The sequence below is a fragment of the Loktanella sp. DJP18 genome (assembly GCF_049310965.1).
GTDB lineage: Bacteria > Pseudomonadota > Alphaproteobacteria > Rhodobacterales > Rhodobacteraceae > Loktanella.
This window is the reverse complement of record NZ_JBMERN010000340.1, coordinates 1-1,071: the sequence shown is the minus strand read 5'-3', so window position 1 is coordinate 1,071 and position 1,071 is coordinate 1. Positions and strand designations below refer to the sequence as shown.

The 1,071-nt window shown below is 58.6% G+C and carries 1 protein-coding gene; it reads right to left on the bottom strand.

Translation table 11 applies throughout. From position 1 onward, the window contains the following. Nucleotides 1–50: 50 nt before the first annotated feature. Nucleotides 51–1,071 (bottom strand): IS3 family transposase (locus ACOI1H_RS25750; RefSeq protein ID WP_422441179.1); only part of this gene is annotated, 1,021 nt, incomplete at its 5' end.

Below are 1,071 nucleotides of genomic sequence, written 5' to 3'. Positions count from 1 at the left end.
GAACGTGTCAACGACTTTGAGACAGTGGCGATTGAACTTTAAGCTTGGTTTTACTCCGTTTGCTTTGGTGGGTTGATCCAGACAGCCGTTGGGATGTGAGGCGGTTTGGGTGGCTTGCGGACGAAGCGCTCGGGCGTGTTGAGGAATGCAGTATCGAGGGTTTCCTGGCGTGCAGCATAGATAGCCTTGGCCTGTCCGAAGTGGATCTGATCGGGGGTCATTAACCCGATACCGGCGTGATGATGCTCTTCGTTGTACCAAGTAAAGAACCGGCGGCAGAAGGCGTGTGCCTCGTCGATCGTTTCAAACCGCTTAGGAAATTCCGGTTGATACTTCAGCGTCTTGAAGTGAGCTTCAGAGAACGGGTTGTCATTTGAGGTGTGTGGCCGACTATGGGATTTGAGCACGCCGAGATCGGCCAGCATAAGGGCGGTTGTTTTCGCTTTCATTGGTCCACCGCGATCGGCGTGTAACGTAAGCTGATCGCGTGGCACAGCATGTTTACCCATCGCATCAACGAACAGGGCTTTGAACTGGCTGGCACTTTCGGCGTGCTCGATGCGCCAGCCGACGACGCGGCGGCTGAAGATGTCGAGGATGACATAGAGGTAGAAGTAGGACCATTTCACTGGTCCCATCAGCTTGGTAATGTCCCACGACCAGACCTGGTTTGGGGCCTCGGCCAACAATTCGGGTTTCTGGTAAACGGGATGGCGACGCTGCCTGCGGCGCTCGGCAACCTCTCCCTGCGCGGCCAAGATGCGATACATCGTACGGATCGAGCAGAGGTAGGTGCCTTCATCGAGCAAGGTAGCAAAGACCTCTGTGGGCGTCTGATCGGCGAAGCGGGGCGTGCGCAGATGGGCCAGCACCTGAACCCGTTCACTTTCCGGCAAGGCACGCGCTGAAGGCGCACGCGTCTTTACAGCGCGTGGCGGGGCTGCCAGCGCAGCACGGTGCCGAAGAACGCTCGCCCGCGACACCTCCAGTGCGGCACAGACGGCCGTCGTTAGCCCGCTGCCAGCAGGCAGGGTAACAGCAGCGGCCATCATGATTTGCCGCCGCGCCCGG